12 protein-coding genes are annotated in these 23,135 nt (G+C 34.9%); 7 read left to right on the top strand and 5 right to left on the bottom strand.

The features are described 5' to 3' along the window. The first annotated feature begins 75 nt into the window (after positions 1-75). The gene (locus tag ACJJVT_RS16405) at positions 76-1,707 is read left to right on the top strand and encodes a LysM peptidoglycan-binding domain-containing protein (protein ID WP_405400134.1); all 1,632 of its coding nucleotides are present in this window, start codon (positions 76-78) and stop codon (positions 1,705-1,707) included. Positions 1,708-1,719: 12 nt separating this feature from the next. Next, positions 1,720-2,724, top strand: coding sequence for a DUF4837 family protein (locus tag ACJJVT_RS16400; RefSeq protein ID WP_405400133.1), 1,005 nt, complete (start codon positions 1,720-1,722; stop codon positions 2,722-2,724). A 109-nt stretch (positions 2,725-2,833) separates the two neighbouring features. Here ACJJVT_RS16400 and ACJJVT_RS16395 read toward each other — a convergent pair whose 3' ends face one another. From ACJJVT_RS16395 to ACJJVT_RS16375, 5 genes are all read right to left on the bottom strand, one after another. Further along, entirely contained in the window at positions 2,834-3,010 is a 177-nt protein-coding gene (locus ACJJVT_RS16395; protein WP_405400132.1) for a DUF6747 family protein, read from the bottom strand. A gap of 322 nt (positions 3,011-3,332) precedes the next feature. Continuing rightward, on the bottom strand, positions 3,333-5,879 hold the full coding sequence (locus tag ACJJVT_RS16390; protein WP_405400131.1) for an OmpA family protein: 2,547 nt from the start codon (positions 5,877-5,879) through the stop codon (positions 3,333-3,335). 333 nt (positions 5,880-6,212) lie between these two features. Further along, positions 6,213-6,398, bottom strand: coding sequence for a twin-arginine translocase TatA/TatE family subunit (tatA, locus tag ACJJVT_RS16385; protein ID WP_299798826.1), 186 nt, complete (start codon positions 6,396-6,398; stop codon positions 6,213-6,215). A 166-nt stretch (positions 6,399-6,564) separates the two neighbouring features. Next, positions 6,565-7,497 (bottom strand): type IX secretion system membrane protein PorP/SprF, encoded by a 933-nt coding sequence (locus tag ACJJVT_RS16380; RefSeq protein ID WP_405400129.1) that lies wholly within the window; start codon positions 7,495-7,497, stop codon positions 6,565-6,567. Positions 7,498-7,505: 8 nt separating this feature from the next. Next, on the bottom strand, positions 7,506-16,577 hold the full coding sequence (locus tag ACJJVT_RS16375; RefSeq protein WP_405400128.1) for a gliding motility-associated C-terminal domain-containing protein: 9,072 nt from the start codon (positions 16,575-16,577) through the stop codon (positions 7,506-7,508). A gap of 376 nt (positions 16,578-16,953) precedes the next feature. Between ACJJVT_RS16375 and ACJJVT_RS16370 the strand changes: the two genes are divergently transcribed. The 5 genes from ACJJVT_RS16370 to rfbB are packed head-to-tail and all read left to right on the top strand — an operon-like array spanning position 16,954 to position 23,125. Beyond that, positions 16,954-17,826 carry a M23 family metallopeptidase gene (locus ACJJVT_RS16370; protein WP_405400126.1) on the top strand — a complete coding sequence of 291 codons (873 nt, stop codon included), beginning with the start codon at positions 16,954-16,956 and terminating at the stop codon, positions 17,824-17,826. Positions 17,827-17,832: 6 nt separating this feature from the next. After that, positions 17,833-19,329 carry a GH3 auxin-responsive promoter family protein gene (locus ACJJVT_RS16365; protein ID WP_405400125.1) on the top strand — a complete coding sequence of 499 codons (1,497 nt, stop codon included), beginning with the start codon at positions 17,833-17,835 and terminating at the stop codon, positions 19,327-19,329. 55 nt (positions 19,330-19,384) lie between these two features. Next, a complete protein-coding gene (locus tag ACJJVT_RS16360; protein WP_405400123.1) occupies positions 19,385-21,067 on the top strand; it encodes a DUF6909 family protein in 1,683 nt (560 codons plus the stop codon). Position 21,068: 1 nt separating this feature from the next. After that, the gene (locus ACJJVT_RS16355) at positions 21,069-22,064 is read left to right on the top strand and encodes a hypothetical protein (RefSeq protein ID WP_405400121.1); all 996 of its coding nucleotides are present in this window, start codon (positions 21,069-21,071) and stop codon (positions 22,062-22,064) included. 17 nt (positions 22,065-22,081) lie between these two features. Continuing rightward, positions 22,082-23,125: a dTDP-glucose 4,6-dehydratase gene (gene rfbB, locus ACJJVT_RS16350; RefSeq protein ID WP_405400120.1), complete on the top strand. Its 1,044-nt coding sequence runs from the start codon at positions 22,082-22,084 to the stop codon at positions 23,123-23,125. The last annotated feature ends 10 nt before the right edge of the window (positions 23,126-23,135 follow it).

Here is a 23,135-nt window from a genome sequence, read left to right as displayed (position 1 = left end):
TTTAAGAGAAATTATTTTATTCTCATTAAAAAATGTACGATTTTCGTTTGTTCCGTTAACGTAATTTACCCCATTATGAATAAAGTAACCTATAAGTGTTTTTATGTACTAGGATTAGCTTTAATGCCAGTCTTAGGATCTGCACAACAAGAAAATACTGTTTCTACTGTCGCAGATTCATTAAACAGCACTACTATAATTGTCAATGATTCACTAACCGAAGTGGTCCCTTTGAATCAATTAGGTGTTGTAAAAAGTTCTAAAACCGAAAGTTTGGTTTTATACAAACCAACTGAATCTTCTTCTTATAATCTTCAGGATAATGCATTAGCAGCCAAGTTCGATAGTCTTTGGATGAAAGAACTCGTAGATGCAGCACCTCTTTACAATGAAATGTATGAGGAAATTATGGTAGAGCCAGATACTGTTTCTACTTTCGTTTTAGATTTACCTACAGATACGTTAAAAATGCGTTTGGCAAAATTGAACGCTAAAACGCCTTTCAATGTAGAATACAATAAGTCTTTAGAAAGCGTAATCAAATCATTTCTTACTAGAAAGAGAGGCTTAATGGAACGTATGCTTACTATTAGCCAATTTTACTTTCCTTTATTTGAACAAGAATTTGACAATAAGAACATTCCGTTAGAGATGAAATATTTGTCTATTGTAGAATCTGCCTTAAACCCTAAAGCGCGTTCTAGAGTTGGGGCAACAGGTCTTTGGCAGTTTATGTATGGTACAGGTAAAGAAATGAAATTAAACATCAATAGTTATGTTGATGAGCGTAGTGATCCAATTAAATCAACTGCCGCCGCCGCTAATTACTTAAATAGATTACATAGAATATATGATGATTGGGATTTAGCCTTGGCTGCGTATAATTCTGGTCCAGGTAATGTAAATAAAGCAATTCGTAGAAGTGGCGGTCAGCGTAATTACTGGAATATTAGAAGAAATTTACCTAGAGAAACTGCTGGCTACGTTCCAGCTTTTCAAGCTACCATGTATATTTTTGAGTATGCAGAAGAGCATGGTTTAAAAGGAAAGAAAGCAGATCGCGCCTATTTTGAAACAGATACGATTCATGTTAAAAGCCTAATTACTTTTGATCAAATTTCTGAATTAGCGGCTATTGATAAAGAAGAATTAAAGGTGCTTAACCCTCATTATAAATTAGACGTTATTCCTTTTGTAGAAGGTCGAGCTCATGCGCTAAGATTACCAGTGCACAAAATGGGAAAATTCGTAGCGAATGAAGCAGCTATTTATGCTCATGTAGAAAAGGAATTGAAAAGTAAAGAAAGCCCGATTGCTCAAATTACAAAGCAAGCAGACGCAAATAGTATTAGATATAGAGTTAGAGATGGTGATTTTCTTGGAAAAATTGCTGAGCGCTATGGTGTGCGTGTGAGTCAATTGAAACAATGGAATGGATTACGAAGTAATAATTTGAAAATCGGACAACGATTAACAATTTACCCTAAACATAATTCGGGGTCTTCTGTAAAACCCAAACAAACTCCCACTAGAACGGCTGTTGCGAGCAATTCTAAAACACATGAAGTTAGAAGCGGAGACTCATTATGGACGATTTCTAGAAAATATCCTGGTGTAACTATAGATAATTTACGAAAGTGGAACGGTATTAGTGGTAACAATTTAAAGCTAGGCACAAAACTTAAATTGTGCGACTGTTCATCGTAAACCAAAACACCAATGAAAAAAAGAATTTTACTTTGTTTTTTAGCAATTTTAGGATTGTCAATTGCCTGTAAAGAAGAGGGCAAAGCAGATTACCTACCAGAGTCTGTAGGCGCCATGAACACTTTAACGGTAGTTATAGATAATGATTTATGGAACAGTAATGTAGGCGATGCAATTCGTGAAAATTATACTGCTGCTGCACAAGGTCTAACTTGGGACGAGGCACTATTTAGTGTTACTCAAATTCCACAACAAATTTTCACGGGTTCTATTCGTAATACAAGCTCTGTCTTGTATGTAATGGAAGATACTTTGAATGTTGCCCATATGAAATCTAACATGTATGCTAAACCACAGAAAGTGGGAGTTATCAAAGGGCGGAATAAAGAAGAGATTATTGCAAATATTAAAAAGACGGCACCAGAATTTATAGCTGACTTTAAAGCACTTGAAATTGCAAAAGCCCAAAAAAGATTCGAGAAATCATTAAATAAAGAAAAGGCGCTAGAAGATAAATTCGATATTTCGATGAAAATACCATCTATTTATAGAGTAGGTAGAGAAGAGGATAATTTTGTGTGGATAGATCGTCAAATTCAAAAAGGCAATATGAATATTATCGCATACACGATGCCTTGGGACAGCTTTCAGAACGATTCTACTTTTGTTCAAGACATTATAAAGATGCGCGATTCTATTGGCGGACTTTATATTGGCGGTGAAGATATTCCTGGAAAGAATAATCATATGATTACAGAAAAAGCTTTTTCTCCATATGTCTTTCCTGCTGAGGTTTCAGGTAAAAAAGCAGCAGAAGTAAGGGGAATTTGGGAAATGTCCGCTTATCCAATGGCAGGTCCGTTTTTAACCTATATCATAAGTGATAAAGAGAACAATCGTAAATTGATTGTTGAAGGGTTTGTTTTTGCCCCGGCAACCAAGAAAAGAGATTACATGTTCGAGCTAGAAGCAATTATGAAATCTGTACGGTTCAATGTTAATGAACAAAACAAATAACTAATTCAATTTAGTTTTATAAAAAGTAAAAGGCTCAGGAATTTCCTGAGCCTTTTTTTGTATGTGAAATAGGTTTGTTGTTTGATTACAAACGCTATTATGTTGTGTATTATAAATTACTGAAAGAAAAGCCTGTAGATACTCTAAAAATTAAAACGTAAGAAGCATAAGCAATCAATAAAAAACACAGCCACGAAAATATTTTAAAGTAGTGTTCTAAAAGGAAACTTTTCCAATTTTTAAAGGCTTCAACGTATATTTCTTTAACTAGGGTAATTTTTTCCATGTTCAATGATTTAGGAGTTCTTGCTGGTAAAGATGTTCAATCTTAATGCCTTTATTGAAAAGTTTAGGTAAAAAGCCCAATTATTCTATAAAATGTAATTGGTTAAAACCGCTATCTATCAACAGTAAAAAAACACAGATAAACAGCATATTCGGTAAGTATTAGAAAAATGATAAAGCGTTTGTAATCATAGATAAGTAAAAAGTACTTTATATAAGTAAGAAGACAAGCATTGAAATTTACTAGCTATAAAAACTAAGAACGTATTATAACAAAAAAGACCCGCTAATTAGCGGGTCTTTTTTATTGATGTTATTTTATATTACATGTCTACGATAATAAACTCTGATCTACGGTTAAGGTAGTGTTGTTCTTCTGTACAACGAACAGTACCATCACAACCATTAATTAACTGTTCTTCTCCATAACCAATGGCACTTTCAATTCTACTTGGATCAATACCTTGAGCAATGATGTAGTCTCTGGTAGATTTAGCACGCTTATCTGATAAGTATTTGTTATAAACGTCATCACCCCTTGAATCTGTATGAGATTCAATTTTAATAACCATATTAGGCGAATCGTTCATTACTTCTACAAGTTTATTCAGTTCTACAGCAGCATCGTCACGTATGTATGATTTATCAAAGTTAAAGTGAATCATCTCTGTCTTAAGCTTCTTAATGCCATTCTCAACAGCGATCATATCATTAAGTTTTCTCATAGAAACATCTACATTAACAATTTCATTGTCTTTTGTTGCAGCTTCTCTGGTATCATCAAAGTATGAACCTTTGGTGGTTTTTAATACATATCTTGTATCAGCATCTAAATCTTCAAAAATGAAGTTTCCGTTTTCGTCGGTTTCCATTTCTTTAAGTTTGATGTTATTTTCATCAAGTAATTCAACTAATGCATTTGGCATTAAATCGCCGGTGATTAACTCGGTTACAATACCCGATATAGCATTTATACTGGTTGGTATTTCTTCTAGCTGTAAAGTTTTAAATGAATAGATATCATCATCGCCTTTACCACCATCACGGTTAGATGCAAAGTATCCCTTCTGAGACTCTTCGTCTACAATAAAAGAGAAATCATCTTTACTACTATTTACGGGCTTACCTACATTACGTACTTCTAAAAAGCCAGCTTCATCATCAAAGGCAACTTCAAAAACGTCTAATCCTCCTAAGCCAACATGACCATCAGATGAAAAGTATAATTTCTTTTCATTTATAAATGGAAACATTTCTTTATGCTCCGTATTAATTTCTGGGCCAAGATTTCTTGGAGAAGAAAAAGAACCATCTTCAAGAACATCTACAACGAAAATATCTGTATCACCGATATTACCTGGCATATCAGAAACGAAATACAATTGCTTTCCATCAGGACTTAGTGCTGGGTGACCCGTAGAGTAATTATCACTGTTAAAAGATACTTCTTCAGCTTCTAACCATTCTCCATCTACTTTTTTAGAACGATAAATTTTAAGATGATTTATACCGTTTTTATCACGCTTTAGTTTTTTACCATAATTGTTTCTGGTAAAATACATCGTCTCATTATCAGGTGTAAAAGCAACAGATGCTTCGTGATATTTTGTATTTATCTTTTTAGAAAATTTAATGGCATCTTTAAAATCTTGAGATTCTTCATTTACTTTGGCAACAAATAAATCTAAGTACGGTTGATTGTTCCATTTATATTTTCTGGTAGTAAATATAGAAGAATCTTTAGCAGATGCATAAACCATTTCATCACCACCATAATACATAGGTGAAAATTCTGAATACTTTGAATTAATGTTCAGGTTGTCGATATCAAATTTCTCTTCCATTCTTAGAAGACCATCTAAAACTATTTCATTCTGTTCTGTATCTTGTGCAATCTCTTCGCCAGCTAATTTTCTGTTATATAATTTTAATAGACGTTTTGATCTTTTATAGTTTCCGATACCTTTAAGAGAGTGAGCATATTTAAATAGGTAGTCAGAACTCATGTCAGACTCATACTTTGTATACAATATATTATACCACTTATAAGCGTTTTCCATATCTGTATTAAAGTAATGCGCATCTCCTGCTTTCTTCAATACATCATATGTATAAGCTTTTTCTCCTTTAGACAAAGCTTGCTCATAAAGTTTGGCTGCTTCGGCATACCACATTTTATCAAAATATTCATCAGCTCTTTTTATAAGCTTTGATTTAACAGCTGGGTCATTTTCTTTTGATGCAGTAAGCATATCATAAGAAACATCTTCTACTGGTATAGATGCTGTCTCTAATAAACTTTCTTGAGCTAATACTTGTTCTGGTGTTTTTTCTAATGTTGAGCTTGCTTCTAATGCTGTAGTTGTTTCTGTTTCTGATACGGTTGGTAACTCAGCTACTGATTCTGATTCAGTATTTAAATTACTATTGATTATTTTTAATATCCAAATTTCATCATCATAACGATTATCAAATTGTGTAGAACAATCGTTTATAGCATCTTCCCAAGTTGTGTAATGATTTAAATATAAATAGTATAGTTGGTTTTGAGGATTTTGAAAGTACCCTGCTTCAAACCCTTTTCTATTAAGCTTTTTAATTTGAGATTTAAGATTCTTGTTTTTAGAAAATGTACCAGAAATTATATAGTATCCATTTTTGGTTTCTGGAATATCATGAAAAGCCCTGTAAGGTATGGACAGCTCTTCCGCAGCCTTTTGAAATGCTTTTTTGTCATCATCAGTATTTATATTAGAAACGACGGCATTGTTAGTATTGTTTGACACCTCAGACTCAACTTCGTCTTGAAAGCCTTGGGCTTGTGCAAAAACGATAAAGAACAAAAAAAATAAATTTAATACACTTCTCATAGACATAATTCTTAGTTGAACATTACATTCAACTGGGGTTTTAAGTATAGTACCAACGGTTAGTTATGGATTTTTAGTACTATATGTCTAACGAAATTAGCAGTAAAGCGATATTCTGAATATTAATTGTTGTGAAAGAGGGTTTTTATGTCGTGTATGAATAGTATTTAGTAGCCTCGTAACCAATGAGATCCCGATAAACGGTTAATTTTAACGTTTTATGGAGTGTGAGGGGTTATAAAACGCGACCTAATATTCTTATAAAGAATCTATAAAATAAAAAAGTCCTGAAAATCAGGACTTTATAAATTATATGAAAGAATGGTTTGTTACCTATTCCTTTTTCTTTTCTTCTAGTTGCTCATCTTCTTTAGAGGCATCTTTAAATTCTTTTATTCCACTACCTAAACCTCTCATAAGTTCCGGAATCTTTTTACCTCCGAATAATAGTAGAATTACGACTACCACTAATATAATTTGTGGAGCGCCTATGGCCAAAAAAGTAGATAATAATGTCATAAGACTATGATTTAAAATGGATTTCAAAGATACTAAAAACTTATTAGTTTGCTGTTAATATTAACATCAAGTGATTTTTTATTTGGTGGAATGAATCACTTAACTCTTTTTTAATTTAAATACCAAGTAGTATTTAATCTGCTAAGTCCCAATATTATTGCCTTAATTAGAAGAAACGTGGAGATTTTATCCTTGTAATTTTTGAAATTAATCTATAGCGTAAAAATAGTTCATGTGTGCCTGAGTTGTAGGTTCCCAAGTTATTTGTAGTAAGGTCATACGCATAACCTAAATTGAATTGCGGATTGATTTGAAATCCTAATAAAGCGCCAATTGAATCATCCCATCTATAATTTACACCTAGGGTTAATGCTTCATTGAGAAGAAAATTGAAAGATACATCTGCAATTAATGGAGCTCCTTCTACATATTTTACAAAAGTAGAAGGCTTAAATTTTACTGTAGAGTTTAAGTTGAAAACATAACCTGCAATTAAATATAGGTGCATTCTATCTGAACCAACGGCTTCTTCAATGGCATCATACCGTTTGTTATATAATACGTTAGGCGTTGAAAGACCTACATAAGCATTATCTGTATAATAGAATAAGCCCGCACCTACAGATGGTAAAAGTTCACTATTAATATTTTCATTAAAAAGAACATCTGGATCACGATACGTTCCTTTAGACCAATCTACGCTAAGAAAACGAGCACCAGCTTTTAGCCCTAAAGCTAATCGATGACCCTTTCTATTTAAAATTAGATTATGTGCGTAATTAAAGTCTAAATATGTTTCTGAAGACGGACCAATTTGATCCTGTACAATCGATAAGCCGATACCGTCATAGGTGCTAAGTGGAGAATCTATGCCTAATGAAATAGTTTTAGGCGAACCATCTAGACCAACCCACTGACTTCGAAATAAAGATGTAACGGTTAAATGACCTTTAGATCCCGTATAAGCTGGGTTTACAGTCATAGTGTTATAATTGTATTGCGTATACTGTGGTTCTTGCTGCGCAAGTGCGCTCTCTACCCCAAGTAGGGTTAAGATGAGCGTTGTGCTTATGTATATGTGGTATATTTTCAACTTCATTGCAACATTTATCTAGTTATATATAACCAACCTGTTTTTGCGTCAATAATATCTTCATTAGGCACTAGTATATAATAATAGGTGCCTACAGGTAGTTTTTCGCTACCGTTTACAGTGGCTCTACCTTGAGATGTACCATCCCAATCATTGTTATATCCTTTAGTTTCATAAACTAAAGTTCCCCATCGGTTAAATACCTGTAAGTTGTTATTCGGGTAATCTTCAATACACTCAATAAAGAAATATTCATTACTGCCATCTCCATTAGGGGAGAACTCATTAAAAATGACCAAACACTCTTCTTCTAACGGTTCGTTTAAGGTTACGGTAGCTTCATCCTGGTCATTGTCCATATTTTGATCTAGTTGATCAACGTAATCTACACGGGCAATGTTGGTATATTCATCTGCGTCTTGTACGGTTACTGTTAAAAGAAGTTCTGCAGTCTCGCCAGGTAGTAGTACTGAGATATCCCAGAAGCCAGTTTGCGAATCATATGTTCCTATGTCAACGCTTTGAGCTGTCAATACAAAACCGCTAGGTATATTTTCTTCTATACTTAGGTTGGTTGCTTCTAAACTACCAATATTACTTGCGGTTACCGTAAAAATGACTTCGTCTCCGATTGCCGCTGTTTCACTAGAAACTGTTTTATTAATAGAAATATCTATAGAAGGGGTAGCAACTTCATACTCACTTTCATCATCTTCATTTGGAGTATTTGCATTATAATTATCTACGGATGAATCGGAATCTGTTTGATCTACCTGAGTTACCTGTGCTACATTTTTATATTCATCTTCAGTTCCTGTCGGAATGTCGAGCATTGCGCTGTATGATAACGTGATGCTTTCTACTCCTAGAGAAGTAATATTCCAGGTAATCGTATTATCAGCAAATATTCCTCCGTTCGATATTGATGATACATCCGGAATTAAACCTGATGGTATATAATCTTCAACTACGATACCTGTTGCGGTTTCGGGACCTGCATTTGCTAAAGTAATTTCATAAGTAATACTTTCATTTATATTCGGAGTTGAATTAGAACCTGCAGCCAAAGTTTTATTTAATGATAAATCTATATTGTTAATAGAAATAGTATCAACAGAATCCTCATCATCTTCAGACTGATCTCCGTCATCATTGTTCGGGGTAGAGTTTGGATCTGTTTGATCACTTGCGGTTACTTGTGCTATGTTTTTATATTCATCGGTTGCGCCAGTCGGTGCATTTACCGAAACATCATATGTCAATGAAATCGTGCCAGAAGTTACAGTCGCCAGATCCCAAGTAATAGTATTTCCAGAAAGTGTTCCGCCATTAGAAATAGTAGCAATATCTACAGTGTACCCAACAGGAACCACATCTTCGATGCTAACATTGGTTGCATCATTCGGTCCAGCATTTGCCAAGTCAATCATAAACGTTATGATATCTGAAATATCAGGACTAGTATCCGAAACCGATTTATCCAAGGACAGATCTGCTTGTTCGTTAACACTAACGGTATCCACAGCATCCTCATCATCTTCCGATTGATCTCCGTCATCATTGTTCGGGGTAGAGTTTGGATCTGTTTGGTCACTCGCGGTTATTTGTGCTATATTTTTATATTCATCGGTTGCGCCAGTCGGAGCATTTACCGAAACATCATATGTTAATGAAGTCGTACCAGAAGTTACAGACGCCAAGTCCCAAGTAATAGTTGAACCGGATAATGAACCTCCATTAGAAATAGTGGCAATATCTACAGTATACCCAACAGGAACCACATCTTCGATACTAACATTGGTTGCATCATTCGGACCGGCATTTGCCAAGTCAATGGTGAAAGTTATAATATCTGAAATATCAGGATTAGTATCTGAAACCGATTTATCCAAGGACAGATCTGCTTGTTCGTTAACACTAACGGTATCCACAGCATCCTCATCATCTTCAGACTGATCTCCGTCATCATTGTTCGGAGTTGAATTTGGGTCTGTTTGGTCACTTGCAGTTACTTGTGCTATATTTTTATATTCATCGGTTGCACCAGAAGGTGCATTTACAGAAACATCATATGTTAATGAAGTCGTACCAGAAGTTACAGTCGCCAAATTCCAAGTAATAGTATTTCCAGAAAGTGTTCCACCATTAGAAATAGTAGCAACATCTGCAGTATATCCAACAGGAACCACATCTTCAATGCTAACATTGGTAGCATCATTCGGACCGGCATTTGCCAAGTCAATGGTAAAGGTTATAATATCTGAAATATCAGGATTAGTATCCGAAACCGATTTATCCAAGCTTAAATCTGCTTGTGCACTAACACTTACCGTATCCTCCGAATCCTCATCATCTTCAGACTGATCCCCGTCATCATTGTTCGGGGTAGAGTTTGGGTCTGTTTGGTCACTTGCGGTTACTTGTGCTATATTTTTATATTCGTCCGTTGCGCCAGTTGGTGCATTTACCGATACATCGTATGTTAATGAAGTCGTACCAGAATTTACAGTCGCCAAGTCCCAAGTAATAGTTGAACCGGTTAATGAACCGCCATTTGAAATAGTAGCAATATCTACAGTATACCCAACAGGTACAACATCTTCGATACTAACATTGGTTGCATCATTAGGTCCGGCATTTGCCAAGTCAATCGTAAAGGTTATAATATCTGAAATATCAGGATTAGTATCCGAAACCGATTTATTCAATGATAGATCTGCTTGTGCGTTAACACTAACGGTATCCACCGAATCCTCATCATCTTCAGACTGATCCCCGTCATCATTGTTCGGAGTAGAGTTTGGATCTGTTTGGTCACTTGCGGTTACCTGTGCTATGTTTTTATATTCATCGGTTGCGCCAGTCGGTGTATTAACCGAAACATCATAGGTTAGTGAAATTGAGCCAGATGTTACAGTCGCCAAATTCCAAGTAATAGTTGAACCGGTTAATGAACCTCCATTTGAAATAGTAGCAATATCTACAGTATATCCAACAGGTACAACATCTTCGATACTAACATTGGTTGCGTCATTCGGACCGGCATTTGCCAAGTCAATGGTAAACGTTATGATATCTGAAATATCAGGATTAGTATCTGAAACCGATTTACTCAAGCTTAAATCTGCTTGTGCACTAACACTTACCGTATCCTCCGAATCCTCATCATCTTCAGACTGATCTCCGTCATCATTGTTCGGAGTCGAATTTGGGTCTGTTTGGTCACTTGCAGTTACTTGTGCTATATTTTTATATTCATCGGTTGCTCCAGTCGGTGCATTTACAGAAACATCATATGTCAATGAAGTCGTACCAGAATTTACAGTCGCCAAGTCCCAAATAATAGTATTTCCAGAAAGTGTTCCACTATTAGAAATAGTAGCAATATCTACAGTATACCCAACAGGAACGACATCTTCGATACTAACATTGGTTGCATCATTCGGACCAGCATTTGCCAAATCAATTGTAAACGTTATTACGTCATTTATTGCAGGACTACTATCCGAAACCGACTTGTCCAAAGACAGATCTGCTTGTTCGTTAACACTTATTGTATCCACAGCATCCTCATCATCTTCAGACTGATCTCCGTCATCATTGTTCGGAGTTGAATTTGGATCAGTTTGGTCACTTGCGGTTACTTGTGCTATATTTTTATATTCATCGGTTGCGCCAGTTGGTGCGTTTACCGAAACATCATATGTAAATGAAGTCGTACCAGAATTTACAGTCGCCAAGTCCCAAATAATAGTATTTCCAGAAAGTGTTCCACTATTAGAAATAGTAGCAATATCTACAGTATACCCAACAGGAACGACATCTTCGATACTAACATTGGTTGCATCATTCGGACCAGCATTTGCCAAATCAATTGTAAACGTTATTACGTCATTTATTGCAGGACTACTATCCGAAACCGACTTGTCCAAAGACAGATCTGCTTGTTCGTTAACACTTATTGTATCCACAGCATCCTCATCATCTTCAGACTGATCTCCGTCATCATTGTTCGGAGTTGAATTTGGATCTGTTTGGTCACTTGCGGTTACTTGCGCTATATTTTTATATTCGTCCGTTGCGCCAGTAGGTGCGTTTACCGAAACATCATATGTCAATGAAGTCGTGCCGGAAACAACAGTTGCTAAGTCCCAAGTGATAGTTTTTCCAGAAATTGTTCCGCCATTTGAAATAGTAGCAACATCGACAGCATACCCAACAGGAACCACATCTTCGATGCTTACATTAGTAGCGTCATTCGGACCGGCATTTGCCAAGTCAATGGTAAAGGTAATTACGTCATTTATATCAGGATTAGTATCCGAAACTGATTTATCTAAGGACAGATCTGCAGAAGTACCAACTGATGCAATTAAAAATGAAACCGTATTACAAAAGCAATTTCCAACTGAAGGTTCTAATTCTATCAATAGATTTCCTCCAGCGCCACAAAAGTCACTCGTTGTAAAAGAAGCAATATCGTTTATAGTATTACCGCTTAAAATTTCGGCGTCTAAACTACCCGTGTAAATTGCTGTGCCAGATTTATTATCTGAAGCATCGGTACAGTAAACAGCGTAAGTTGCTCCTGATGCAACTGTATACGCACCTATATTTTCAATACTAAAATTTAAATCATAAGTATAATCTGTACCATTATTTAGATAGGTAGCTTGTGGTGCAGGACTTGCAACCGTAATTTCAGATTTAAATGTTTCAACAGGGATAGTGGCATTGCCAGTAGCAATTTCTGTTGTACCACACGAAACACCCATACAACTTAAGGCCGTTGTTGTAACATATGTTGTTAAATCAATATCAGCTGTACTTGAACAACTAGTTGATTGATTACTAATATCAAAACTATAAGTTAAGGTATCGGCAGATGTCGCACCTTGTGGTAATTTTAATTCTATTTCTTGATGACTACCTACTGTATTTGTACCTACGTAAGTAAGAGGTAGAGCACTTGTCGATGTAAATGAAGAAGCTACATATTGTATACCATCTGGTAAAACTACACGTACATAATCATCATTACCCGACACACCATCAACAATGATCGTATTTACATTCACCGTTTCTGCTTCACAACCTTCTAGTCTTGCAGTGTTTGAAACAGATAAACTGTTATTGGTACTGTAAGGTGGTTCTGCACCAGTCAATATTATAGGATTAGCAGATGTTCTACTGCCGCTTCCGGTCGCTGGATCCCCAAACGGACTATTACCCGTTATTGTATATGTCGTACCTGTATTTGAAACATAATTACATTGTGCATTTAAGGTAAGACTAATAACAGCAATTTGTTCATCTATCGAGGCAGCATTTAATGATCCGGGTATTCCGTTTTTTGCTGCAATAAACGAGTGGTCTAAAAGGTTGATAGAAACATTGTTACCAGATATTGTCGGGGTCAATGTTTCAATATTACCAGAACCTCTAGGGTATTCAATAGTAAGACCGTTTATTAAAAGAGCTGAAATATCGCCAGGTACATCAAAATCAACAATAGGAGAAATTAAATCTCCTTCGCCAGCATTTCTTGCTTCTAGGGTAATATTAAAATCGGTACAAGTATCAACTGTTGTACTTGGCTGGTTTAGTATTTGTAATTGTATTGCTGCCGGAACAGGATTTAAGGTAAAAACCTCTTCATCAAAATATGGAATGCTACCGTAACTTGTTGGGTAAGCAATACAATCATAATTGTGTGAAATGTTTAAGTCAATTGGGCTACTAGAATTGTATGTGCCTTCAAACCTAATTTGTCTACAGATCCAGGTTCCGCCTTCCATGTCACCAAATTCAATATAGGTAACATCACCTTCAGTATTATAAGTTAATGGAGTTTCTGTTGCTCCGTTTACTAAGTAGGCATTTGTAATCATATAATTGGAGCCGGTATCTACCCGAAGCCAATTGTTGGCAATTTCTGTCGAATTCTGTTTGCAAATATCAACTGTGAAGCCTTCTAATTCTGAATTTCCAATTTCTGTAGGATTATCTGACGTTAAGAAGAAAACAGGTTGGTTGTAAGTAAAGTCTTTAGTATCGCTTTCTGTTTTGGTAACAGGCGAATCTGCATAGGCAAACTCATCATAATTTACTGAAATGTTATGTGAACTAATTGCTGGGGTAGCACTGGTTGCTGTTAGGTTTATTGAAACACTAGGATATTTATTGCCACCCTGATCTAAATGCACAAATCGAGGTCCGGGAGTTATAGTAACAATATTACCTGAAACCGAATAACTTAGTCCGTTGTTCCATGATGCTGCATCTTCATTTTCTGGCATTAGACTCGGGTAACCGTAACTACTGACAAGGTCATTGAAATGCATACCGGTCGGTATTTCGATTGTAGTAGAATTCCATAATAAAGGTGGTCTAAACTCATCAGGGAATTTATCATCTACCGATGAAGCTTGCGCTAGACCAACATAAAGCCATTTTTCATCGCACCCTTCTGTATTATTGTCAATATCTGCAGTAATATTAATTTCTGTTTGAAAAAAGTGTGCTCTTTCATTATACGCACCACAATCAATTTCATTATTAGAACTGTCTAAGCTGTAAAAACGACCTTGAAAGGTGTGAAATTGATATAGAAAAGCTTCTTCTGGGAAGTCTTCTTTAAATTGAAAACTAAGTTCCAATGATATTTCATCAGCTTCCAATCCTTCACCATATTGATACGTGGGAGAAATTAGTGTTTGATAAGAAGATAAGTCTAAAGTAAATCGATTATCATTAGTACCAATTGTCGTAAGCACCGGTGAATTCGTAATAGGAAATGTTTGCGGTGTTCCAGAAGAAAGGTCATTTATTGTAATAGTACCGCCTGTAAAATCAATGATGTCTTGCATGCTTTCACCGCTTTCAGTGATATAGCGCATTTCAAAAAGCAAATTGTCTTGAGTAGTGTTCTGCATAACAGCACTAGTAGTAACTACCATTTCATCTTTGGGCATGTAATATTTGGTAGCATGAGTTGTAGGGTCTAAAACCACTTTGGTACTCATGGTTTCATCGGTCCAACCTGCAGTTGTTCTATTTGCGTCGAAAGAGGTTGTCATTGGAGCACTACAACCATTAGGGCAATGTGTCGTAACATTGAATGATCCACAATGCAAATCAGTATTGTAGCATGAACTTTCGTAAGAAGTAGCGTAATTCAAAATCAGATTTTCTGGACCCGAATACGTACTACAATCTATATTTAACGCAAAGTCTATAGGTATTCTTAAGTAGTAAGAGTTGTATTCAAAATCTTCTAATTGTGTTTCGGTGAATATAATCTGATTGCCTACTTGTGCATAACGAGCATCTGCGCTAGGATCTAACGTAACTCCCGCTGGCACATCAAGTACTGCTTTGTAAATAGTTGACGCATCATTTGAAAACATTTCAATACCGTCACATGTTGGTGATTGATTTGATGCTATGAAATTTCCAATAAATGAAAGATTAAAAACTGCACCGTCTTCGGCATCTAAATCATAATCTTCGGGGAAATCTTCATTAAATAATGCCGCTCTATTTACATAATGTCTTTCGAGTTCTTCACGGACGGATTTATTACTGCTGCCACAAGTATTTACTGCCCAAGCATCCATATTTAAACTGGCACTTTTCGAGTACTCAGCATCGATAGCATCACATGCGGGTGATAGCTGTAACATAGATAAATCTACATTGATTTCTGTAAAATCTCCAGGTAATAAATCATCAAAGAAACCGTCACCATCTAAATCTTGTAATCCACCAGGTCCGTCGGGATCCGAAGTAAAGAAATCTTGACCAACAAGATAAGACCCTAAGCCAAGAGAGCTTCCGGTGGTTGTATTTTCCCATCTTACGGGCGTAAATGACAATCCACCAGTAAATCTGAAATTAGATAATTGTCTGTTTGTATCGTTGTCATCTCCGTACATCGGGTTGAACCCTGTAGATGACATTCTATTATCCCAAGTATAGCCAATATTAAAATTAACATTATAGGCATTGTCTGCACTTGCGTCGTTTTCTAACCTGTATGTATAAGTTACAGGGGCATCCCAGCGTGGTCGTGGATCACTTATAGTTTGTAATGAAATATTTGACCATTCTTGATTAAAACCAATAAACCCAGGTATTGCAGCACCAACTTGGCAATAGGTGCCAGCTGTACATCCCCACCTAGGACTGTGCTGAGTAGATTGATTGTCTACACAGCTTGTTAATACTAGTTTTTCTACTAGTGTAATATTTTCGTTTTCAAATAAATTGTCACCGTCACCAACTTGACCAGCAAATGGAGCTGAGTTAAGATTGATAGTATAGGAATAGAAATCACCACTTATAGAAGGCGTTAAAACAGTGCCATTAAATGAGAGTTCATAGTTAGCTTGTAACCCCGGACTCACCTCTACCACATGGTCAAATTGTGAAATACTACCGTTACCAGAATTATTGATAACAACATTTCTATTGGTAACATCACCAACATAGGCATCTACGGCTGTAATATCATTTACTGCTAAATATGCTTTTAATAGTGTGTAACCGTTAGACGTTAGATCGCTATTGTTAGCTGTTTTGGCCGTTGTATTTTGTATGTAATTTATGGTATGAACATCTTTAAAGAGTCCGCCATCATATGAGAATTGTACGGCATCGCAATCTCCTGTTTTTTCAAAGGTAAATGTAACAACATCAGATATTTGCCAGTTTGTATTACTAGGTCTTTCAATTTGAAAAGTGGGCTGGTTTAAATCGCTAATATCAAATTCAGATAATAGAAAATCTGCAGATCCTGTTTGAGAATCGATGACTGCGGTGCCAGTTTTATAAGTTATACCTTCGGGTAAATCAAAAATTATCTTGAACGTATGAAGTTGTGTTGTTTTGGCGGTAATGGTAACAGTGCTACTGCCATCATTAGAACCACCGCAAACACCCATATTTGTTGAGCTAAGTTCTATACGGTAATCTGGATTATTAATTTGTGCTTGTACAGCTGTAAAAAATAGAAGTACGGCGATTAAAACTCCAGATTTTCTTAATTTATGAAAGAATTTGATATGTATTTGAGATTGTATCATTAACTAGTTGATGAACAAGTTTTGTTTATGTTAGATTAGTAGGTCATTTTAACACTAATCTCAAAACTAACTATGTAAACAAAGAATAAGTAATTTTTGTTGTCAATAGATGGTATATAGGGGTTATACCTATACTTATTTGTTGTTTGACATTTTTGTAGGAATAAACTTACTATATATGATTATAGTTAAGTTTAGATGTGGAAAAGTTTGTAAAATTGACTTGTCATCTATAGCAAGACTTGTAATATTTAGATATTTTTTATGAGCTGAAAATGTTGAGAATATTGTAATTAAATTAAGTTTGGGCAACTCTTTGTAAATTATTCATTTTAAAGAAGGTCTAAAATTAAATTCTAAGTTTATCTTTGTTAAGATGGCCAAAAAGAAAGTCAAAAAAAGAAAGGAAATAAAAAGGAAACTTCTGCATAAGTACCGTTTGGTAATACTAAACGAAAGTACTTTCGAAGAAAAGATTTCTTTTAAGTTAAGTAGGCTCAATGTTTTTGTGACAGGATCTCTTTTTATGATCACCTTAATCGGACTTACAACACTGTTAATTGCCTTTACGCCACTTCGAGAATATATACCGGGTTATTCTTCAACAAGGCTAAAGAAAGAAGCCACAGAACTTACGTATAAAACAGATTCTTTAATTCGAACACTAAATTATACCAACAAGTATTTAGATAATATTCGTATGGTGTTAAAGGGTGATATTGAGAATACGGTAGTAAATAGAGATTCTCTTTTTCAACAGTTTAAATTAGATCCAGCCTCAGTAGATTTAAACCCTATTAAAGAAGATTCGTTATTACGTGCAGAGGTTGCTCTTGAAGACAAGTACAACTTATTCGAAAGAACAATTGATAAGAAAAATTTAGTATTGTTTACTCCGGTTTCAGGATCAGTAACTATGAGCTTCAATCCTAATGAAAAACATTATGCGGTCGACATTACTGCTGTAAGCGATAGTCCGGTAAAAGCTATTGCAAATGGTACTGTGATTTTTTCAGAATGGACTGCAGATACCGGTTATGTAATTATAATAGAGCACGAAGGCGGATTGTTAAGTGTATACAAGCATAATGGGTCATTATCAAAATATCAAGGTAATATTGTAAGAGGTGGAGAAGTAATTGCTGCAGTTGGTAATACGGGAGAACTCACTACAGGCCCACATCTTCATTTTGAACTTTGGGATAATGGAACACCTATCGATCCTTTAAATTATATCGACTTTAATTAGAACGAAATGTCACTAAAGACTATTGCTGCCAAAATATTTGCACACCGTATCGCGAAAAGAACCGATAAGTGGGTCAGTAATCCTATTGAGACACAAGAGAACGTTTTTAGAGAACTTATTGCAAAAGGTAGTGAGACAAAGTTTGGTAAAGACCATAACTTAAAGAAGATTAAAACGCATAGCGATTTTATAGCTCAAGTACCTATACGAGATTACGAAGAACTTAAAGAGTATGTGAATTTAGCGGTTGCTGGGCAAGAAGATATTCTTTGGCCAGGTAAACCATTATATTTTGCAAAAACTTCAGGCACCACTTCTGGAGCAAAATATATACCAATTACAGAAGGTAGTATTAAAGAACAGGTAAAAGCGTCTAGAAATGCTATTCTTAATTACATTCATGAAACTGGCAAGGCTGATTTCGTAACTGGTAAAATGATTTTTTTACAGGGTAGTCCGGTTTTAACAGAGAAAAACGGAGTGAAATTGGGTAGGCTTTCTGGTATTTCGGCACACTATGTGCCTAATTATTTGCAAAAAAATAGAATGCCAAGTTGGGAAACCAATTGTATCGAAGATTGGGAAACTAAGGTAAATGCCATAGTAGAAGAAACCAAGAATGAAGATATGACGGTTATCGCCGGAATACCTTCTTGGGTTCAAATGTACTTTGAGAAACTAAAGGAAAATACCAATGAGTATGTAGGTGATTTGTTTAAGAATTTTGAACTTTTTATTTATGGCGGAGTCAATTATGAACCATATAGAAAGAAGTTTGAATCATTAATTGGTCGTAAAGTAGCGAGTATAGAATTGTTTCCGGCCAGTGAAGGTTTCTTTGCGTATCAGAACTCTCAAACAGAAAAGGGTATGTTACTGCTATTAGAAGCAGGCATATTTTATGAATTTGTACGGTCTGATGAATTTTTTGATGAACACCCCCAAAGGATTACTCTAAAAGATGTTGAAATTGGTGTAGATTATGTCATGATTATTACCACAAATGCCGGTTTATGGGCGTATAATCTTGGAGATACCATTAGGTTTATTTCAACGTATCCTTTTAAAATAGTAGTATCTGGGCGTATAAAACATTTTATTTCTGCGTTTGGGGAACACGTTATCGCTAAAGAAGTTGAAGAGGCGATGTTGGTAGCTACCAAGGCCACCGATGCTAGTGTGAGTGAATTTACAGTAGCACCACAAATTACACCGCAAGAAAATGAATTGCCATATCACGAGTGGTTTATAGAGTTTGAAAAACTACCGACTAATATGGACCTTTTTATACAAGAACTAGATTTGGCACTTCAAAAACAGAATAGTTATTATTATGACCTTATTGTGGGTAAGGTGTTACAAACCTTAAAAATTACTCCTGTTAAAAGTGGCGGGTTTTTAGAGTATATGAAATCAATAGGTAAGCTCGGCGGACAGAACAAAGTTCAGCGACTATCTAACGACCGAAAAGTAGTTGAAAGTCTGTCAAAATATAAGGCATAGAGCAGCTAGCTTTTAAATAACAAATTATAAATCGTAATTTCGTTTGAAATCATCAATGGGAAAAGCAATTACAACAACAAGAGCACAAGAGTCTACAAATGCGATAGAACGCATGTATATTACTATGCGCCATCTTTTTAATAGAGGCTTTTATAAGCCAAACGGAGTTTCTGGTGAGGCATTGAAAAATGCACTATTACAGTTAAGACCAGAAATATATGGTTCTGTAGGAGAAGAAAAAGCCGAATTAAACGGACTTATATACGTTTTAGAAAGATTACCTGAAGGAATAGAGCAATGTTCATTCATAAATCTTACTTCAGACGAAGGGTATGGCATTTCTCATATCAATCCGATCATTCCGCCAAAAAGAAGAAGAAACTGCTATCGTATAGACGAAGAGCAGATGAATATTGAAATCACTAGAGGTCGTTCAGATATCTATGATATTCTTACGCACCTTACATTTCTATTCATTGAATCTGAAAAAATATGTAAGCGTGTTTTAATAACAGATACAGAAAGAACTATAAGAGATTGGGCTAAACTAGAAGCTGCGGTTCAAAAAGAAGAATTGACCCAGGCTGAGCGAGAAATTGCACTTATACATACAGCCAATATTTTAGGTAGGTCTTTTGAAGAAATTTTAGAAGTCTATAAAAAATTCAGTACAAAAAGTAATCCAGATCGTTTTTTGAATGTTATTTATTGGTTAGGTAAACTAGCCTTAGATGAAGAAATTTCAGGAGAGAAAAGAGCTGTTACATTTAGTGCTTTGCTAAGAGAGCGATTAGGACATCATATTCATGGAGAAAGATGGGCAAATAACATAAAGGAGGTTTTAACTAAAAACAAACTTATGCATAGGCCAATCCATATTATTTCTGCCAATATGCATAGTGTTATGAATTCATTATTTGCAAAAGCAGCTTTGAAAACTGAATTTCCGAATACAGATTCATTAGAAATTTTTGAAGCACTTAGTAGTTCAGGGAATGCAACGCTAAGAAAGAAAGTCACGGACTTGGCAGAGAAGAATGGTATGATTATTATGGATGATACCTCAGGAACCAATATAGATGTACAGATATTTGATACGGCAAAAATAAAAATCAACAATTGTTCGTATGAATTTTCTGAAGAAGAGGTTGATAAAAAACCTGTTATATTTGTAATGGATTACGCATTTGGTGAGCAAGCGTATGAAACAATTGATGAATTATTGAAACCGTACAATACCAAAAAGAACAATGTGTCTTTGATAAATGTTGATTCTGTTTCGATAATGGGAAAAGCAGGTATTCTAGAAGGAGGAAAAGGAGATTTAATGATTCCTTCTGCACATATTTTTGAAGGAACAGCAGACAATTATCCATTTAAAAATGAATTGTGTGCTAAGGACTTTGAAGGTTATGGTTTAGAGGTTTTTGAAGGGACTATGGTGACTGTTTTAGGAACATCACTTCAAAATAAAGATATTCTTAAGTTCTTTCATAAGTCAACTTGGAATGTAATTGGTTTAGAGATGGAAGGTGTGCATTATCAAAAAGCGATACAATCAGCTTCTAAAATTAGAAAGAGTATAGGTGAAGATGTCAAAGTACGTTACGCATATTATGCATCAGATAACCCGTTAGAAACAGGAAGTACATTAGCATCAGGAGGATTAGGTACGACAGGAGTGAAACCTACATACTTAATCACCGATAAAATTTTAAAGCAAATATTTAATACATAGAATGGCGAGCAATCAAACACCATCAACTCAAAACAATTCTGATGAAATTGATTTGGGACAATTATTTCAATTAATAGGAAGGGGCTTTAATGCTATTTTTCGCTGGATTTTAAGAGTATTCTTATACCTTAAAAAGAACATGCTTTTACTTATTGGTCTTGTTGTCGTTGGCCTTGCGATTGGATATGGTTTAAACCAAATTATATCTAAAAAGTATAAAACAGAAGTAATTGTTAAACCTCAAATTGAAAGTAAAAACTACTTGTATGATGTTGTTAGTGAAATACAATCTAACATTAAATCAAAAGACACTTTGTTCTTTAAATCAATAGGTGTTGATAATATTGATTTTGACGGATTAAATATCGAAATATCTAGAGTCGCTGAGGTTGGTAATTCAGAGAGCGATCTTAAATATTTAGAATTGCTTCAAACTTTTGAAAATACTGATGCCATAGCAGATATTGTTAGGGCAGAGTTACAGAATAAAAGTTCTTTTAATCATAGAATTACATTTTATTATAAGGATGCAAGTTTCGGTAAAGTATTTGCGGAAAAAGTATTGAGTTATATTAATACAAACATTTATTTTAATGGTCTTTTAGAAGTGTATAGAAGTAATGCAAAAGCCCGTATAGATGAGAATCAAAAGCTTTTGACTCAAGTAGATCAAATTATCACGAACTATACGCTTGGGTTAGCCAGTAAAGGGAGCACTTCTTCCAATGAAAAAATAATATTAGATAATCAAGAACAAGTAAATATCGCCGATATTTTTGAATACAAAACAAAGCTAATTAGAGATATTGAAACCAAGAAGTTAGAATTAGAGGAGCAAACAGAACCGGTAAGTATTATTAATTTAGGGCAACCTCAAGTGGAACATAAATCGTTTTTCGGTAAAAGTATTGTGTTGATTCCTGTAATATTTCTTTCTGTATTTTTCATTTTATCAGCACTTGTTTATTTGAACAAAAAAGCAAAAATAATAAAGTAAATAAGAATTACTTAGGCATGAATATATTAATAACAGGAGGCGCAGGTTTTATTGGATCTCATGTAGTTAGAAGATTTGTAAAGAATTATCCAAATTATAATATTTATAATCTTGATGCTTTGACTTATGCTGGTAACCTTGAAAATTTAAAAGATATTGATGGTAAGCCAAACTACAAGTTTATTAAAGGAGATATCGTAGACGAAAGTTTTATTAATAAACTGTTTGCTGATGTTAACTTTGATGGGGTAATTCATTTGGCTGCAGAATCTCATGTAGATCGTTCTATTAAAGACCCTCTTGCTTTTGTAAGAACAAATATTATTGGTACAGTAAATCTTTTAAATGCAGCTAAAAATACATGGAAAGATAATTTTGAAGGAAAGCGATTTTATCATGTAAGTACAGATGAAGTTTATGGCGCATTGGGTAAAGAAGGCTTGTTTACGGAAACAACATCATATGATCCAAATTCACCGTACTCTGCTTCAAAGGCTGGTTCTGATCATTTTGTAAGAGCATATGGTGAAACATATGGTTTACCATATGTAATCACCAATTGTTCTAATAACTATGGACCATATCATTTTCCAGAAAAGCTTATTCCACTATTCATAAATAATATTATGGAAAATAAATCTCTTCCAGTTTATGGCGACGGTAAATATACCCGAGATTGGCTTTTTGTGGAAGATCACGCAAAAGCTATTGATTTAGTTTTTCATAAAGGTAAAAATCACGATACGTATAATATCGGAGGTTTTAATGAATGGCAGAATATTGATTTAGTCAAATTACTCTGTAAAGTAATGGACAAAAAACTAAAAAGAGCAGAAGGTGAATCAGAGAAGCTAATAACCTACGTTAAAGATAGACCTGGTCATGATTTAAGATATGCTATTGACGCTACTAAAATTAATAAAGAGTTAGGCTGGAAACCTTCTGTAACTTTTGAGGAAGGTCTTGAAAGAACAATAGATTGGTACTTTGATAATTCAGATTGGTTAAATCATGTTACTTCTGGAGACTATCAAGAATATTATTCAAAAATGTATTTATAAATTCCTATTT

Origin of the sequence: Maribacter sp. Asnod2-G09 (genome assembly GCF_045063795.1) — a bacterium.
Taxonomy (GTDB): Bacteria; Bacteroidota; Bacteroidia; order Flavobacteriales; family Flavobacteriaceae; genus Maribacter.
This window is presented reverse-complemented; position numbering and strand designations above follow the sequence as displayed.

Bases quoted from the DNA above. Each gene is read 5' to 3' on its own strand.
- ACJJVT_RS16405 (WP_405400134.1), top strand. From the start codon at position 76: ATGAATAAAGTAACCTATAAGTGTTTTTATGTACTAGGATTAGCTTTA.
- ACJJVT_RS16400 (WP_405400133.1), top strand. From the start codon at position 1,720: ATGAAAAAAAGAATTTTACTTTGTTTTTTAGCAATTTTAGGATTGTCA.
- ACJJVT_RS16395 (WP_405400132.1), bottom strand. From the start codon at position 3,010: ATGGAAAAAATTACCCTAGTTAAAGAAATATACGTTGAAGCCTTTAAA.
- ACJJVT_RS16390 (WP_405400131.1), bottom strand. From the start codon at position 5,879: ATGAGAAGTGTATTAAATTTATTTTTTTTGTTCTTTATCGTTTTTGCA.
- tatA (WP_299798826.1), bottom strand. From the start codon at position 6,398: ATGACATTATTATCTACTTTTTTGGCCATAGGCGCTCCACAAATTATA.
- ACJJVT_RS16380 (WP_405400129.1), bottom strand. From the start codon at position 7,497: ATGAAGTTGAAAATATACCACATATACATAAGCACAACGCTCATCTTA.
- ACJJVT_RS16375 (WP_405400128.1), bottom strand. From the start codon at position 16,577: ATGATACAATCTCAAATACATATCAAATTCTTTCATAAATTAAGAAAA.
- ACJJVT_RS16370 (WP_405400126.1), top strand. From the start codon at position 16,954: ATGGCCAAAAAGAAAGTCAAAAAAAGAAAGGAAATAAAAAGGAAACTT.
- ACJJVT_RS16365 (WP_405400125.1), top strand. From the start codon at position 17,833: ATGTCACTAAAGACTATTGCTGCCAAAATATTTGCACACCGTATCGCG.
- ACJJVT_RS16360 (WP_405400123.1), top strand. From the start codon at position 19,385: ATGGGAAAAGCAATTACAACAACAAGAGCACAAGAGTCTACAAATGCG.
- ACJJVT_RS16355 (WP_405400121.1), top strand. From the start codon at position 21,069: ATGGCGAGCAATCAAACACCATCAACTCAAAACAATTCTGATGAAATT.
- rfbB (WP_405400120.1), top strand. From the start codon at position 22,082: ATGAATATATTAATAACAGGAGGCGCAGGTTTTATTGGATCTCATGTA.